The sequence below is a fragment of the Oceanobacillus sp. FSL W7-1304 genome, assembly GCF_037969805.1.
Classification (GTDB): Bacteria; Bacillota; Bacilli; order Bacillales; family Amphibacillaceae; genus Oceanobacillus; species Oceanobacillus profundus.
This window is the reverse complement of sequence record NZ_CP150211.1, coordinates 3,762,270-3,775,405: the sequence shown is the minus strand read 5'-3', so window position 1 is coordinate 3,775,405 and position 13,136 is coordinate 3,762,270. Positions and strand designations below refer to the sequence as shown.

Below are 13,136 nucleotides of genomic sequence, written 5' to 3'. Positions count from 1 at the left end.
CTATAAGCCTCCGATCTTTTCCACGACAAGTTCTATTTTTTCTTCTAATTGATGTTGTTTCCGATACATCATGATTAACTCTTCTATAAGATTTTTTTCTGCCATTACCGTCATCAAATGGTCCTGTGCATGTATCAATAAGACAGGCAAACGCTCTAGATTAAATTTGGCATCCTCATGGATAAATTTTGTTTGGAATTTATGAGCTTTCAGTAGTTCTAAGGTGGCTTGATTCATTTTTGATTCCGTTTGTTCAAATGCTCCATTTCTTGCATTCTGTAATGCCTCATGCATAAGTGATTTGGCATCACCCGCGTGTAAGATAATATACATAGAAAATTCTTCAATTTTCATTTCGCAGCCAGCCCCCCATAATTGATTAATTCAATGGCATGCTTCTGTAAACACTGTTTTAATCTGTTATCAACAAGTATCCCCAATTCTTTCATTCTAGTAAGATTGTAGCTACTTGTTTTCATTAGCCATGGATCCAAGAATGCAGGGTGGCACATAACTTCAGTAACACCAAGCTTCATTTTAGAAATAATTTTCATCATATATTTCAATGAAACATGTTCCTCTCCGTAAAAATCATAATGAAAATAATCACTAGTAGTTACCTTACTCCCCGGTAGTTTCTTCTCAGTAAATGTCCGAACAGGCAATTTGTACTTTTGCCCAACTTCAATTACTGCTTCCCAAGCTTCAGGGATATGAAGATGCATATGATGATGACTGTCAATATGCGTCACCTGACCATTCCATTTATAAAGTAAATCAAGCTGTGCCTGAAGTTCCTTTTTAATATCTTGTCTTTTTGCAGATTGTATAAGTTCTTCTCCTTTTAAAAAGTCACCATTTTGATCGACCAAACTATTTACGTTAGCAGAAATAGGTTTACCAAAATCTAAAACAAAATGTAGCCCAATACCAAGATTCGGAAAATGCTTTGCCTCTGCTAAACTCTCTTTAGCAAATTCAGTATTTACCATTACGGTTGTACTTGTAAGAATACCATGTTGATATGCATAAAGAATTCCTGCGGTAACTCCTGGAGTAAGACCAAAATCGTCGGCATTTAATATCAAAGATTTCTTCATTATTTCTTGTTTCCTGCTTCTTCTTTTGTAGCAGCAGCTACGTCTAAAGTAGATTCTTCCTGTAACAGCTGTTTATCATATAATCGAAAGAACGGATAATATATAAACAAAGCCACTATAATATTGACAAGCATTAATACTCCACCACGCCAATCACCTGTTGTAAGGATTCCAGAAATAGGAGGTGGTGTGGTCCATGGCACAATAATATAGGGCTTACCAACAAGTCCTATCGACATTGCAAAATACGTTAAGAGACCAACAACTAATGGAGCTAGAATAAAAGGAATCACAAGAATTGGGTTCATTACAATTGGCGCACCGAATACGACGGGTTCACTAATATTAAAAACACTTGACCAAATAGAACCTTTTCCTAAGCTTTTCAGATGTTTAGAGCGTGCACGCCATACAAACAATATCGTTAGAGAAAGCACCATACCACAACCACCAACAGCCCACCAAATTGCCATAAATGGCTGACCAATAATGTAGGGTAGTTCTTCGCCAGCTTGTTGTGCTGCCACGTTTTGTTCCGTTAGACTGTACCAGATTGGAGCCATAATACTAGCAACAACGGATATACCATGTATACCAAAAGCCCACAATAAATGAATGAGTAAAATAGCAATAATCGCTCCCCATATGCTACTACCCACCATTTCTAAAGGTTCCCTTAGTACAGCACCAACCACACCATGTAACGATAGATCAAACGTAGATTTCAATAGAAGATCGAGGCCCCAGACAATGGAAATTATCGCAGCCCCCGGTATAAGAGCAGAAAAAGCACGCCATACAGATGGCGGAACCCCCTCTGGCATTCGTATAATAATATTTCTTACTTCAAAGAAACGATAGACTTCCACTGTAAATAATGCGATAAGAATAGCAATAAACAATCCCTGACTTCCCATTAAGCTTAATGGAATATTACCGTCTTCTGTAAGTGGAGTGGCAACAAAGAAGGCAGCTAAACTAAGTACACCTGAAGACAGCTCATCCATTCCGTAACTTTTTGCAAGACTATATGCGATTGAAAATACTGCTACGAGTCCTAATAACCCGAATGTTGCATTTACTGGAATATTTAATGCAGGGGCATATGGTGACATAAACTCGGACCATGCAGGTACTGGTGGAGAAGAAATAATCAAAAAAAGACTACCAATAATCAATAGTGGCATAGTTGAAATGATTCCATCCCGTATTGCCTTTAAATGTCGCTGTTCCGCCAACTTTCCGGCAACGGGCATGAAATATTTTTCCATAAACGCATTGAACCCATTCATTGATTTTCCCCCTTTTTTTAGAAACTACTTCATTAATTCCATTGCTTGTTCCAATACTTTGACTCCGTTGATTGTGCCATATGCTCTCATATCTATAATGCCTATTGGTACATTTGCTGCTTCAGCCTTACGAAAAAGTTCATTTTTTTTGTAGCGAATTTGCGGGCCAAGTAAAATAACATCTGCAGTTTTCAAATGATCTTCCAAATAATCCACAGAATGTGCTTCTATTTTCACCTGAATCTCCTTTTCAGTTGCAGCTTTTTTCATTTTTTCTACTAATAAACTCGTACTCATCCCTAAAGCACATAGTAAAGTAATTTTCATAGAGTCCATCCTTTCTTCAATCAATATAGTTGCTAACTAAACTGGGGTAAATAATGTTTATTCGCAGTTAACATCTCTTGTAAAATTTCTTTTGAACGATTTGCTGATGGAATTAATGGATGTAGTGTTAATGCTTGTAATGCAATTGTTTTGTTACCAGTAACTGCAGCTTCTACCGTAAGTTCTTCATATGCCTTAACAACTTGAAGAAGTCCCCGTATTTGCGGTGGAACAGCCCCTATTTGAATTGGTGTAATTTGATGTTTTTCTACGACACAATTTGTTTCAACGCTCACATCATCAGGTAAACAAGATATGGCTCCATTATTCCTCACATTTAAAGTGTGAATCTCCCTCGTATTCAAATGAATCGATTTGATTAGATTTATGGCGGCCTCTGAATAATAGGCACCACCTCTTTGCTCCAATGCTTTTGGTTTTTCTTTCAGGTTTTTGTTTTTATATAGATCAAATAATTCCTTTTCAATTCGTTGTACTTCGTCTGCACGAGTTTTATTTTGTTGATATTCTTCTAACTGCTTTTCAAGAATTTGGTCTGTTAGATAATAATATTTATGATAACCACACGGTAAGGACCCGAGTGATTGAAGGAAATCTAAATCCCAGCCAAAAGATGGAATATTTTTTGCCTCATAAACATCGGATTTTCCAGTTAAAATATCTTCTAATCTTGACTGCCCTTTTATATACAATTCTGTAATCCATATTAAATGGTTTATTCCGATAAAATTAATACTCACATCACGTATATCCACACCATAAGTTTTAGCGAATTTTTTATAATAATTAATCGGATTATTGCAAAGCCCAATTACTTTTACATTGCTGTGTTTTAATATGGCTTCCGTAACAATGCCAGCAGGATTTGTAAAATTTAATAACCATGCTTTAGGAGCAAGTTCTTCAATCTCTCTACATATATCTAGAATTTCTGGAATCGTTCTTAATGCCTTCATAAAACCGCCTGCACCAGTTGTTTCTTGCCCAATGACACCATGTTTAATAGAAATATATTCATCTTTTTTTCTCATCTCTAGTTGACCCACTCGTATTTGGGTAATAATGTAATCAGATTCTTTAATAGCTTCTCTTCGATCGAAAGTCGCTACGATCTTAATCGGGCTTTCTGCTTTGTCTACCATTCTCTTGGATAAGCTTTCTATAATAGATAATTTTTGTTGACCCTCTGGAATGTCGACTAGCCAAACCTCCGATATATTCAGTAACACCTGATTGTTAATAATTCCTTCTAATAACTCTGGTGTATAGGAAGAGCCCCCTCCAATCACCGTTAATTTAATTGGGCTCATTACCTTTCATCCCCTTCTTTTAATCAATTCTGTATACTTTATTTTAAACAGTAAACGCTTTCATTAGTAGAGGGATATTTTCCTTTGACAGTGGAAAAAGTAAGTTTCATTTCAGGCAAAAAAAGTGAACCGTTTGTTCCCCTAGTTTTTAAACAGTGTCCATTAAAGTCCTAAACTGTTCAAAGGACGTACATTCCAAAAGTTGTAAAAGAAGTTTCATATTATCCAGTAACCTAACCAAGATTTGATACATTTCACATAAGTCCTGATTGCCTTTTTTAATATTTATTAAAATGACTATCTGAACTTGCTTATCTCCCCATAAGATAGGTTTATTTAAAGTTGCAATCGACCAAAATGTACTTTTTGTTTTTGGTTCGAGTGGATGTGGAATTGCGATCAAATTCCCAAAGCTTGTAGGGGCATACCGCTCCCTTTGTAAAACCGAATCAACATAGTCTTCATCTATCTTATAATCTTCTAATAATTTATCACATAGATACCGAATTACTTCTTTTGGTGTCTCAAAATCCACATTTAAAAACGTATAACGCTCTAAAAGGTAATTATTAATAATGGATGCACCTTTTGATAATACACTTTCAATTTTGTTAATATCCTTCCTACTCAATATGGTATTTACATAAATTACCGGGACATCTAATGCTTCCTGGATTGGAATCGTTGAAACAATAAAGTCGACTTCTTTAAGTGATTGTTGATTTAAATTATAATATTCCGTTGTTCCAATAACTTCAAGATCGTCCCTAAATTTGTCTTTTAGTTTGTATAACAGTAACTGTGCACTTCCTAATCCTGATCCACACACTATTAAACATTTCCTCACATTCCTCGTCTTGTTTTTAAGCCTCTCCTGAGCTGCTTCTATATGAAGAGCCAAATAACCAATTTCATTCTCATCAATAATCAACTCATATTTCTCATATAAAATATCCTTAGCTGCTAATGCAGCTTCAAATGATAGCGGATACTTTGTCTTTATATCTTCCAACAATGGATTTCGAAGGTTCATTTGATATTTATAACGATTAATTACTGGTTTTAAATGGAGGCTTAATGCTAAAAGCAAATCTTGGTCTTCAGAAAGATTAAAATTGTAGTTCTTATCAATCCGTTTCACTATTTCTTTTGATAATCCAAAGATTTCTTCGTCTATAACGGATAGAGCTTTTGCTTTTTCATCTGAACTTTCCATTCGTGTCCCGAGAAGATGGATAGCTAAGTACATGATTTCCTTCTCATTAAAACATACCCCAATTTCTTCAACTTGCTTTAAAATCTGCTTCGCAACTATAAATTCTTTCTTAGACCTTATTTCCTGCGATTCTTCAAGGAAGTTTTCCATCGCATGATTTTCTCTTATTCGTCTGCATGCTATAGCAACATGCATTATTAAATTGTGCAAACTAATATCCGAAATGATAATTTTGTGTTGTCTTATATTTTTTAAGATACTATTCTTAATAACTTTCAAACCTTCCTCTGGTAGAATTATATGCCAGGCAGGAGATTCCTCTATTAATTCTTGGTTTTGATTAAAGATATATTGAGAACTACAATATCTGATTTTGGTTTCGTCACCAATAACTTTTAATCCATAATATGGGCGATTAATCAGTTTTAAGTTATAAACTTCTAGTATTTTACGAACGTTTTTTAAGTCTCCTTGTAAAGTTGAACGACTTATAAATAGTTTTTGCTCAAGTTCCTCTATCTTAATATAATCGGAACTCAATAATAAACTTTCAATTAAATATTTCACACGATCTCCAGGATGAGAAGGAATTGCTTCACCTTCTTTTCTCATGTTTTCATCTAAAAATTTATTTAGTTTTTCTTCATCCTCAACCTTCAGCTTGTATCCTTTTCCTCGGAAACCGACTATCTGCATATCAATTTTCTGCAAAAAGTGATTTAATTCTTTAATATCATTTCGAACTGTTTTTGAACTCACTTGCAGATTAAGCGAAAGTTGCGAACTACTCATGGGCTCATCCGAGGAAATTAGCAATTGAAGAATACTCTGCAATCGATTGTCCAACGTGATTACCCCTTTTCTAATTATTTAATATAATCTGAATATAATTTATACTATAGCAGATAGAAAGGTTTTGGTACATGAATATAATCTTTAAAGAAATAGATGTTTTCAAATAAAAAAGCCCACAAACTCTATTAGAGATGTGAGCGAAATATTTAGTTAACTATTGCATCATTACATAACAACTCATCTGAAAATAAGTCCAATAACTCTCTCGCACTATACACTACCTTATCTGGTTTAACAGTACCCTCCGGCATATCTCGCTTTCGATGGTTCATCCACACAGCATGCCAGCCCGCTTGTTTTGCACCAACAATATCATTTGCAAACGAGTCCCCAATATAAACCGTTCTATTCTTGTCCAACCCAAGTTTATGCTCAAGAAATTCGAACGCTTCTTTGGATGGCTTCGCGTGACCAATGGCACTTGAAATAAACATATTTTCTTTAGAGATCCACCTATCTAACCTTAATTGTTTAATTTTCATCGATTGATGCCCTTCTGCTCCATTTGTTAAGACAGCAACATGCTTATTATTGGCTATGAGAATATCCATCAGTTCCATAACTTCATCAAATAACGCTATCTTTCGCTGTTCAGCTACATAGGCTTCTTGAAAATCTATTGCTTGTTGCTCCGTCATTTCAATACCAATCTCCGTACATGCATCCTTAATCCGGCGGATATGCATTTCCTGAACGGTTAGTTTCCCTGCTACTTGATCGTCAAATAATGCATCGCTGTATTTGCGACTTATGATATAAAAATTATTTAATTCCTCATCTGTAAAAGGTACATCAATCATATTCTTACATGTATTTTTAAATGATGCTGCTTGATCGTACAATGTATCATCTACATCAAAAATAATCGTATCCATGCTATCGACCTCCATTACTATCATACTATATTATAAAAGACAGGAGAAGCGCTGGATATATTCCATTATTGATCAAATGTAACGCAATAGTTCGGTTAAACTAAAATAGGCTTCTTCACTATTTTATTCGGGCATCAACACAGACTCGGGACATATGCATAAAATGTGACTGAATGAATTCAAAGAAGGAGCATGATACATGATGCATCGAAATTGGAATTACCAAAATCTATATAACCAGCCTCAACACCACTGGCAAAATCAAGGATGGAATGACCAAATAAATTACAACCAATCCCCACAGTTTCAACGTCAAATCACTATTCAAGAAGCAATAGATATTGCACTTGCACAAGTACCTGGTCAAGCTGTAAAGGCAGAATTAGACACAAAACAAGGTGTAAGGGTTTATGAGGTGGATGTTATAACTGCCCAAGGAGTAAAATATGAAATAGCAATAAATATGAATACTGGAGAAATAGTTGAAATAGAGTTAGATTAATCGGTGAGGGATGAGGAATAGAGGCATGCTCTTTTCCTCATTTTATATGTAATTGTGTATGAATTACTTCAATCAGTTTGGAAAAGATTTAAAAGTAGTGGACCTACATAATTGTGGAGTGATATTTCATTATATAGTTAAGGGGATAACAGAATTTAAACCTATGATAAAAAAACAAACCAAAATCCTTATCACTTGGTGAACCAAATACTGGCGGAGAAGGAGGGATTTGAACCCTCGCGTCGCTTACACGACCTACACCCTTAGCAGGGGCGCCTCTTCAGCCTCTTGAGTACTTCCCCAAATGGCTCCACAGGTAGGATTCGAACCTACGACCGATCGGTTAACAGCCGATTGCTCTACCACTGAGCTACTGTGGAATAATTTATACGCGCCCTAGAGGATTCGAACCCCTGACCCACAGCTTAGAAGGCTGTTGCTCTATCCTACTGAGCTAAGGGCGCAAATGTAAAAGTATATAATAACATACAATTGTATGGAATTTAATCCAATGTAAGAATGTATAGGAATGGGCCTGAGTGGACTCGAACCACCGACCTCACGCTTATCAGGCGTGCGCTCTAACCAGCTGAGCTACAGGCCCAAAGAAAAGGGTAATTGGAGCGGGTGAAGGGAATCGAACCCTCATCATCAGCTTGGAAGGCTGAGGTTTTACCACTAAACTACACCCGCATTGTAATATATAATATGGTGGAGGGAGTAGGACTCGAACCTACGAACCCGATGGGAGCGGATTTACAGTCCGCCGCGTTTGGCCAACTTCGCTATCCCTCCACATTATAATGGTGGCTCGGGACGGAATCGAACCGCCGACACACGGATTTTCAGTCCGTTGCTCTACCGACTGAGCTACCGAGCCAATTATTTAATTAACTATTTATGTATGGAGGAGGTAGAGGGATTCGAACCCCCGCGCGGTTTGACCCGCCTGTCGGTTTTCAAGACCGATCCCTTCAGCCAGACTTGGGTATACCTCCACATTACGGTGAACTTATAATGGACCCTGCAGGATTCGAACCTGCGACCGATCGGTTATGAGCCGATAGCTCTAACCAACTGAGCTAAGGGTCCTAATATTTTCTTCATAATATAATGGGGCGACCGGTGGGGATTGAACCCACGTATGCCGGAGCCACAATCCGGTGCGTTAACCACTTCGCCACGACCGCCATTATGCAATTATTTAATTTTGAATGGTAGCGGCGGAGGGGATCGAACCCACGACCTCACGGGTATGAACCGTACGCTCTCGCCAGCTGAGCTACGCCGCCAATATTCAAATGGAGCCTAGCGGGATCGAACCGCTGACCTCCTGCGTGCAAGGCAGGCGCTCTCCCAGCTGAGCTAAGGCCCCATGTACAAAGATAATCGGGAAAACAAGGTTCAAACTGCAATACCTTGGTCCTGAACCAAGGGCTCTACCAAGCTAAAGTTCCCGGAATAACGCGCCCGAGAGGAGTCGAACCCCTAACCTCTTGATCCGTAGTCAAACGCTCTATCCAATTGAGCTACGGGCGCCTATAGTGCTGAGTAAGAAAATTGAAACGGCAAGATAACGCTCTACCGCTGAATTACTTATACGCTTGACAAGTAATAAAATGCGGGTGAAGGGACTTGAACCCCCACGTCCGAAGACACTAGATCCTAAGTCTAGCGCGTCTGCCAATTCCGCCACACCCGCATATGAGATGAGCCATGAAGGATTCGAACCTTCGACCCTTTGATTAAAAGTCAAATGCTCTACCAACTGAGCTAATGGCTCCTACTGTAATAAATGGTGCCGGCCAGAGGACTTGAACCCCCAACCTACTGATTACAAGTCAGTTGCTCTACCAATTGAGCTAGGCCGGCATCTGGCGGTCCGGACGGGACTCGAACCCGCGACCTCCTGCGTGACAGGCAGGCATTCTAACCAACTGAACTACCGGACCAATAATAATAATATATGTTAAAACTAACGGATACATTTATCCAGTATTTCTAGCTTTAGCTTATTTCAAGTTAATTTAATTTTATATTTTTGGTTGCGGGGGCAGGATTTGAACCTACGACCTTTGGGTTATGAGCCCAACGAGCTACCAGACTGCTCCACCCCGCGATAGGAATAATCTATCTAATTGTTTAAATATGGTGGAGGATGCAGGGCTCGAACCTGCGACCCCCTGCTTGTAAGGCAGGTGCTCTCCCAGCTGAGCTAATCCTCCATATTGGTGACCCGTACGGGATTCGAACCCGTGTTACCGCCGTGAAAGGGCGGTGTCTTAACCGCTTGACCAACGGGCCAGGTAAATTTTCCCAAGTATAAACAAAGAAATAATTTCACAGGTAGATTTCAAAAGTTAAACTTCGAATCCACGATCAATCGACAAATAGTCGTTGTGCTACCATTTAGGTACTGTGAAATAATCTTTTGCCTGGCGGCGTCCTACTCTTGCAGGGGCAAAGCCCCAACTACCATCGGCGCTGAAGAACTTAACTTCTGTGTTCGGCAAGGGAACAGGTGTGACCTCTTCGCTATTGCTACCAGACCTATTTTTTTTAGGTTTATACCTTAAAAACTAAATAAGAGAAAACAAGACATCAAATAAAGAATTTAGTTAAGTCCTCGATCGATTAGTATCCGTAAGCTCCACGTGTCACCACGCTTCCACACCGAACCTATCAACCTCATCGTCTCTGAGGGATCTTACTCACTCGAAGTGATGGGAAGTCTCATCTTGAGGGGGGCTTCATGCTTAGATGCTTTCAGCACTTATCCTTTCCACACGTAGCTACCCAGCGATGCTCCTGGCGGAACAACTGGTACACCAGCGGTGTGTCCATCCCGGTCCTCTCGTACTAAGGACAGCTCCTCTCAAACTTCCAACGCCCACGACGGATAGGGACCGAACTGTCTCACGACGTTCTGAACCCAGCTCGCGTACCGCTTTAATGGGCGAACAGCCCAACCCTTGGGACCGACTACAGCCCCAGGATGCGATGAGCCGACATCGAGGTGCCAAACCTCCCCGTCGATGTGAACTCTTGGGGGAGATAAGCCTGTTATCCCCGGGGTAGCTTTTATCCGTTGAGCGATGGCCCTTCCATGCGGAACCACCGGATCACTAAGCCCGACTTTCGTCCCTGCTCGACTTGTAGGTCTCGCAGTCAAGCTCCCTTGTGCCTTTACACTCTACGAATGATTTCCAACCATTCTGAGGGAACCTTTGGGCGCCTCCGTTACCTTTTGGGAGGCGACCGCCCCAGTCAAACTGCCCGCCTGACACTGTCTCCGAACCGGATCACGGTCCTGGGTTAGAATGTCCATACAGCCAGGGTGGTATCCCACGGATGCCTCCACCGAAGCTAGCGCTCCGGTTTCCAAGGCTCCCACCTATCCTGTACAAGCTGCACAGACATTCAATATCAGGCTACAGTAAAGCTCCACGGGGTCTTTCCGTCCTGTCGCGGGTAATGCGCATCTTCACGCATAGTATAATTTCACCGGGTCTCTCGTTGAGACAGTGCCCAAGTCGTTGCACCTTTCGTGCGGGTCGGAACTTACCCGACAAGGAATTTCGCTACCTTAGGACCGTTATAGTTACGGCCGCCGTTTACTGGGGCTTCGGTTCAAAGCTTCGCCTTGCGGCTAACATTTCCCCTTAACCTTCCAGCACCGGGCAGGTGTCAGCCCCTATACTTCGCCTTTCGGCTTCGCAGAGACCTGTGTTTTTGCTAAACAGTCGCTTGGGCCTATTCACTGCGGCTCCATGTAAATGAAGCACCCCTTCTCCCGAAGTTACGGGGTCATTTTGCCGAGTTCCTTAACGAGAGTTCTCCCGCTCACCTTAGGATTCTCTCCTCGCCTACCTGTGTCGGTTTGCGGTACGGGCACCTATGATCTAACTAGAGGCTTTTCTTGGCAGTGTGAAATCCGGAACTTCGGTACTAAATTTCCCTCCCCATCACAGCTTGAAATTGCCAGACGGATTTGCCTATCTGACTTTCTCACTGCTTGGGCGCACATATCCATCAGTGCGCATTCCTTATCCTACTGCGTCCCCCCATCGCTCAAACAATCATGAGGTGGTACAGGAATATCTACCTGTTGTCCATCGCCTACGCCTTTCGGCCTCGGCTTAGGTCCCGACTAACCCTGAGAGGACGAGCCTTCCTCAGGAAACCTTAGGCATTCGGTGAAAGAGATTCTCACTCTTTTTTCGCTACTCATACCGGCATTCTCACTTCTAAGCGCTCCACCAGTCCTCACGGTCTGACTTCACAGCACTTAGAACGCTCTCCTACCATTGTTCGTAAGAACAATCCGCAGCTTCGGTGATACGTTTAGCCCCGGTACATTTTCGGCGCAGAGTCACTCGACCAGTGAGCTATTACGCACTCTTTAAATGATGGCTGCTTCTAAGCCAACATCCTGGTTGTCTGGGCAACTCCACATCCTTTTCCACTTAACGTATACTTTGGGACCTTAGCTGGCGGTCTGGGCTGTTTCCCTTTCGACTATGAACCTTATCACCCATAGTCTGACTCCCAAGTAAAAGTAACTGGCATTCGGAGTTTGACTGAATTCGGTAACCCGGTGAGGGCCCCTAGTCCAATCAGTGCTCTACCTCCAGTACTCTATTTCTTGAGGCTAGCCCTAAAGCTATTTCGGAGAGAACCAGCTATCTCCGTGTTCGATTGGCATTTCACCCCTACCCACACCTCATCCCCGCATTTTTCAACATACGTGGGTTCGGGCCTCCAGTCAGTGTTACCTGACCTTCACCCTGGACATGGGTAGATCACACGGTTTCGGGTCTACGACCGCATACTCATTCGCCCTATTCAGACTCGCTTTCGCTGCGGCTCCGTGTCTTCCACTTAACCTTGCATACGATCGTAACTCGCCGGTCCATTCTACAAAAGGTACGCCGTTACCCATTAACGGGCTTCGACTACTTGTAGGCACACGGTTTCAGGTTCTATTTCACTCCCCTTCCGGGGTGCTTTTCACCTTTCCCTCACGGTACTGGTTCACTATCGGTCACTAGAGAGTATTTAGCCTTGGGAGATGGTCCTCCCGGATTCCGACGGAATTCCACGTGTTCCGCCGTACTCAGGATACACTCCGGAGGGAATTCTTTTTCAACTACAGGGCTGTTACCTTCTGTGGCTGACCTTTCCAGGTCGATTCATTTAAAGAATTCCTTGGTAACTCCGAGTGGAGTGTCCTACAACCCCAGAAAGCAAGCTTTCTGGTTTGGGCTCTTTCCGTTTCGCTCGCCGCTACTCAGGAAATCGATTTTTCTTTCTCTTCCTCCGGGTACTGAGATGTTTCAGTTCCCCGGGTCTACCTCATGCACCCTATGTATTCAGATGCATGTACTGTTCCATTACGAACAGTGGGTTCCCCCATTCGGAAATCCCCGGATCAAAGTTTACTTACAACTCCCCGAGGCATATCGGTGTTAGTCCCGTCCTTCATCGGCTTCTAGTGCCAAGGCATCCACCGTGCGCCCTTATTCACTTAACTAAGTTACAGTAAATAAGCGTACTAATTTATTAGCCTTGCTTTTATTTAAAAATATTGATGTCGTTGTTACTCTTATTTAGTTTTCAAGGTACAAATAGAGAGATT

Annotated in this window: 8 protein-coding genes, 20 tRNA genes and 2 rRNA genes; 1 reads left to right on the top strand and 29 read right to left on the bottom strand. The window is 41.2% G+C overall.

What is annotated here, in order from left to right; translation table 11 throughout:
• From NYE61_RS18705 to NYE61_RS18675, 7 genes are all read right to left on the bottom strand, one after another.
• Nucleotides 1–354: a PTS lactose/cellobiose transporter subunit IIA gene (locus NYE61_RS18705; RefSeq protein ID WP_118890300.1), complete on the bottom strand. Its 354-nt coding sequence runs from the start codon at nucleotides 352–354 to the stop codon at nucleotides 1–3.
• Nucleotides 351–1,100 (bottom strand): chitin disaccharide deacetylase, encoded by a 750-nt coding sequence (gene chbG / locus NYE61_RS18700; RefSeq protein ID WP_303447464.1) that lies wholly within the window; start codon nucleotides 1,098–1,100, stop codon nucleotides 351–353. The genes NYE61_RS18705 and chbG overlap by 4 nt, the downstream gene beginning before the upstream one ends.
• Nucleotides 1,100–2,392 carry a PTS cellobiose transporter subunit IIC gene (gene celB / locus NYE61_RS18695; RefSeq protein WP_095313353.1) on the bottom strand — a complete coding sequence of 431 codons (1,293 nt, stop codon included), beginning with the start codon at nucleotides 2,390–2,392 and terminating at the stop codon, nucleotides 1,100–1,102. The genes chbG and celB overlap by 1 nt, the downstream gene beginning before the upstream one ends.
• A 24-nt stretch (nucleotides 2,393–2,416) precedes the next feature.
• Nucleotides 2,417–2,719 carry a PTS sugar transporter subunit IIB gene (locus NYE61_RS18690; RefSeq protein ID WP_095313355.1) on the bottom strand — a complete coding sequence of 101 codons (303 nt, stop codon included), beginning with the start codon at nucleotides 2,717–2,719 and terminating at the stop codon, nucleotides 2,417–2,419.
• 32 nt (nucleotides 2,720–2,751) lie between these two features.
• Nucleotides 2,752–4,050 (bottom strand): 6-phospho-beta-glucosidase, encoded by a 1,299-nt coding sequence (locus NYE61_RS18685; protein WP_095313357.1) that lies wholly within the window; start codon nucleotides 4,048–4,050, stop codon nucleotides 2,752–2,754.
• Between the two features lie 148 nt (nucleotides 4,051–4,198).
• On the bottom strand, nucleotides 4,199–6,112 hold the full coding sequence (locus NYE61_RS18680; RefSeq protein ID WP_095313359.1) for a BglG family transcription antiterminator: 1,914 nt from the start codon (nucleotides 6,110–6,112) through the stop codon (nucleotides 4,199–4,201).
• Between the two features lie 155 nt (nucleotides 6,113–6,267).
• Nucleotides 6,268–6,996, bottom strand: a complete 729-nt coding sequence (locus NYE61_RS18675; RefSeq protein ID WP_303447461.1) for an HAD family hydrolase — start codon at nucleotides 6,994–6,996, stop codon at nucleotides 6,268–6,270.
• A 199-nt stretch (nucleotides 6,997–7,195) separates the two neighbouring features.
• Between NYE61_RS18675 and NYE61_RS18670 the strand changes: the two genes are divergently transcribed.
• The gene (locus NYE61_RS18670) at nucleotides 7,196–7,498 is read left to right on the top strand and encodes a PepSY domain-containing protein (protein ID WP_205126996.1); all 303 of its coding nucleotides are present in this window, start codon (nucleotides 7,196–7,198) and stop codon (nucleotides 7,496–7,498) included.
• 211 nt (nucleotides 7,499–7,709) lie between these two features.
• Here the strand turns inward: NYE61_RS18670 and NYE61_RS18665 are convergent.
• From NYE61_RS18665 to NYE61_RS18560, 22 genes are all read right to left on the bottom strand, one after another.
• Nucleotides 7,710–7,800, bottom strand: a tRNA-Ser gene (locus tag NYE61_RS18665).
• 3 nt (nucleotides 7,801–7,803) lie between these two features.
• Nucleotides 7,804–7,878: transfer RNA gene (locus tag NYE61_RS18660), tRNA-Asn, on the bottom strand.
• Nucleotides 7,879–7,888: 10 nt separating this feature from the next.
• A tRNA-Arg gene (locus NYE61_RS18655) sits at nucleotides 7,889–7,962 on the bottom strand.
• Between the two features lie 66 nt (nucleotides 7,963–8,028).
• A tRNA-Ile gene (locus NYE61_RS18650) sits at nucleotides 8,029–8,102 on the bottom strand.
• Between the two features lie 15 nt (nucleotides 8,103–8,117).
• A tRNA-Gly gene (locus tag NYE61_RS18645) sits at nucleotides 8,118–8,191 on the bottom strand.
• Between the two features lie 16 nt (nucleotides 8,192–8,207).
• Nucleotides 8,208–8,293, bottom strand: a tRNA-Tyr gene (locus tag NYE61_RS18640).
• Nucleotides 8,294–8,302: 9 nt separating this feature from the next.
• A tRNA-Phe gene (locus tag NYE61_RS18635) sits at nucleotides 8,303–8,378 on the bottom strand.
• A 25-nt stretch (nucleotides 8,379–8,403) separates the two neighbouring features.
• Nucleotides 8,404–8,496: transfer RNA gene (locus NYE61_RS18630), tRNA-Ser, on the bottom strand.
• A gap of 20 nt (nucleotides 8,497–8,516) precedes the next feature.
• A tRNA-Ile gene (locus NYE61_RS18625) sits at nucleotides 8,517–8,590 on the bottom strand.
• Between the two features lie 22 nt (nucleotides 8,591–8,612).
• Nucleotides 8,613–8,688 (bottom strand) — tRNA-His (locus NYE61_RS18620).
• Nucleotides 8,689–8,713: 25 nt separating this feature from the next.
• Nucleotides 8,714–8,790: transfer RNA gene (locus NYE61_RS18615), tRNA-Met, on the bottom strand.
• 10 nt (nucleotides 8,791–8,800) lie between these two features.
• A tRNA-Ala gene (locus NYE61_RS18610) sits at nucleotides 8,801–8,873 on the bottom strand.
• Between the two features lie 90 nt (nucleotides 8,874–8,963).
• Nucleotides 8,964–9,037 (bottom strand) — tRNA-Arg (locus NYE61_RS18605).
• Nucleotides 9,038–9,118: 81 nt separating this feature from the next.
• Nucleotides 9,119–9,200 (bottom strand) — tRNA-Leu (locus NYE61_RS18600).
• A gap of 8 nt (nucleotides 9,201–9,208) precedes the next feature.
• Nucleotides 9,209–9,281, bottom strand: a tRNA-Lys gene (locus NYE61_RS18595).
• Between the two features lie 13 nt (nucleotides 9,282–9,294).
• Nucleotides 9,295–9,370, bottom strand: a tRNA-Thr gene (locus tag NYE61_RS18590).
• Between the two features lie 3 nt (nucleotides 9,371–9,373).
• Nucleotides 9,374–9,450: transfer RNA gene (locus tag NYE61_RS18585), tRNA-Asp, on the bottom strand.
• Nucleotides 9,451–9,540: 90 nt separating this feature from the next.
• A tRNA-Met gene (locus NYE61_RS18580) sits at nucleotides 9,541–9,617 on the bottom strand.
• A gap of 30 nt (nucleotides 9,618–9,647) precedes the next feature.
• Nucleotides 9,648–9,723 (bottom strand) — tRNA-Val (locus NYE61_RS18575).
• A 4-nt stretch (nucleotides 9,724–9,727) separates the two neighbouring features.
• A tRNA-Glu gene (locus NYE61_RS18570) sits at nucleotides 9,728–9,802 on the bottom strand.
• A gap of 129 nt (nucleotides 9,803–9,931) precedes the next feature.
• Nucleotides 9,932–10,047: ribosomal RNA gene (gene rrf, locus NYE61_RS18565) — 5S ribosomal RNA — on the bottom strand.
• Between the two features lie 65 nt (nucleotides 10,048–10,112).
• A 23S ribosomal RNA gene (locus NYE61_RS18560) occupies nucleotides 10,113–13,031 on the bottom strand.
• Nucleotides 13,032–13,136 lie beyond the last annotated feature (105 nt).